Raw genomic sequence first — 2,225 nt, 5'->3', positions numbered from 1 at the left:
AGTGATGCCTTTGGGTTGGATGCGGCGGCTAATTCGACGTCGCAGCATCTTCTATAAGATTAAAGATATGGCCTCGACCGGGATTTTCGATGTACTGGTGATCGGAGCAGGTCCGACGGGTATGGCATGCGCGATTGAAGCGCAGCGTGCCGGCCTGAAGGCTGTGCTGGTGGACAAGGGTTGCCTGTGCAACTCGCTCTTTAACTATCCGGCACACATGACGTTCTTTACAACGCCGGAGCTGCTGGAGATCGGCAATATACCCTTCTCGAGTCCGAACCAGAAGCCGACGCGGAGCGAGGCACTGGAGTACTACCGCAAGGTCGCCGAGAACTRTCGGTTGGACGTGCGGCAGTACGAGCGTGTCGACAAGGTAACCGGAAGCGATGGGCAGTTTGTCGTTCATACCGAAGATCGCTTTGGCCGTGTGTTGCAGCATCAGGCGAAGAAGATTGTGGTGGCCACCGGGTACTACGATCTGCCGAACTATCTCGGTCTCCCCGGGGAAGACCTTCCCAAGACCATGCACTATTACAACGAGCCGCATCCGTACTTCGGTCTCGATGTGGTGGTAATCGGCGGAAAGAACTCCGCGGCGATTGCCGCGCTGGATCTATGGCGTCACGGAGCACGTGTCACCCTGGTGCATCGCGGACCTGCGATGCATAGCCACGTGAAGTATTGGATTCTGCCTGACATCAACAACCGCATCAAGAACGGAGAGATCAAGGCGTACTTTTCGAGCGTGGTGAAGCAGATCGCAGAGGACACGGTGACCTTGACGACTCCTGAGGGCGAGACCACGATTGCGAATCACTTTGTCTTCGCTCTGACGGGGTATAGACCTGACTTCGAGTTTTTGGAGGCATTAGGTGTCAGGCTGGATGAGAACAACAGCCGATGCCCGGTGTGCGATCCGCAATCGTTGGAGTCGAACGTTCCGGGAGTCTATCTGGCCGGAGTCATTATCGCTGGTGAGCGCACCAACGAAGTGTTTATCGAAAACGGGCGTTTCCACGGAGCGCAGATTGCCCGAGATTTAACAAGCAAGCTCTCGTGAGGGAAAAGCTTTCCACGAAACCCGGACGGGTTTAGCCTTGGAACCATCTCATGCGCCGCATTTTGCCAAGAACGATCCAGGGGCAACTGATCTTTGGCACCATTGTGGTGCAGACTCTGCTGCTTGCCATCTTTTTGACCTATACGGTCTCCGCGCAGCGCTCTGTTACGCGGGAACGGGCTCGTCAGCGGCTGTTGCAGCAGGCGGAGCGTCTGGCAGGAGCGTGCAGTGTTCCGCTGAGCCAGGATCACATGGACGCGTTGAAGGAGATCCTGGAGACGGCGCGCATTACACCGACCATCGACGGAGCGCGTGTCACGGATCTGAGTGGCAGGACTCTGGCGGTATCCGAGTCGAACGCTGATGCGCCATTAAGCGCCGAAGAGCGACGCGAGTTGATGGGACCAGTGAAGGCGCGGCTGTTTATCACGGCCCAGGGGCGAACCGAGAGTGTTGCTCCGATCTTCGTCAGCGGGAAACCTGCAGGTCTGATCTGGCTGGAACCGAGCTCTTCCGCGCTTGCGAGCAATATCAGCATCATCGTCACGGGAGCGCTCTGGTACGGCGGTCTGGCGCTGCTCTCAAACCTTTTGCCGATCCTGCTGATTGTGCGCGGCGTGAGCCGGCCGCTGCGGAAGCTGCGTGAGGCGACCCAGCAGATCATCCGCGATCCTGAATCGAATGCAGGTTTTCCGTTGGTGGTGACCGCGTCCAACGAAGTAGGTGAGCTGACTCGCAGCTTCAACACCATGGTGCGTGAGCTGGAAGATCAGCGCTCGGGCTTATACGAGACGCTGGCGCTGCTGGATTCCATGCTGGGGAATGCGCCCATCGGTTTCGCGTTCTTCGACCAGAAGCTGCGATACGTGCGGTTGAACCAGTTTCTTGCGGATATCAATGGACTTCCGATCAATCGCCATCTCGGCCGAAGGATGACGGAAGTCTTTCCCGGACCGCTCTCCGAGCGGGTCGAGATGCTTCTCTCAACGGTTTTCGACTCGGGAGAGCCGGTGCGGGATATCGAGATGAAGGGAGAGCTGCCTAGCCTGCCGGGTGTGCAACGTTCCTGGATCTGCAACTGGTATCCCGTACGTACGCAGCAGGGTGTCGTGCGGTGGGTTGGTGTTGTGGTGATGGAGATCACGCAACGTCTGCAGTCAGAGGA

The 2,225-nt window shown here is 57.7% G+C and carries 2 protein-coding genes; both read left to right on the top strand.

The annotated features are described in order from the left end of the window. The first annotated feature begins 67 nt into the window (after positions 1-67). A complete protein-coding gene (locus AB4043_RS23075; protein WP_442308217.1) occupies positions 68-1,060 on the top strand; it encodes a YpdA family putative bacillithiol disulfide reductase in 993 nt (330 codons plus the stop codon). Between the two features lie 50 nt (positions 1,061-1,110). Continuing rightward, a partial coding sequence (locus tag AB4043_RS23070) for a PAS domain-containing protein (protein ID WP_442308216.1) occupies positions 1,111-2,225 on the top strand: 1,115 nt, incomplete at its 3' end.

Origin of the sequence: Terriglobus sp. YAF25, assembly GCF_052113305.1 — a bacterium.
In the GTDB taxonomy this organism is placed as follows: Bacteria; Acidobacteriota; Terriglobia; order Terriglobales; family Acidobacteriaceae; genus Terriglobus.
This window is presented reverse-complemented; position numbering and strand designations above follow the sequence as displayed.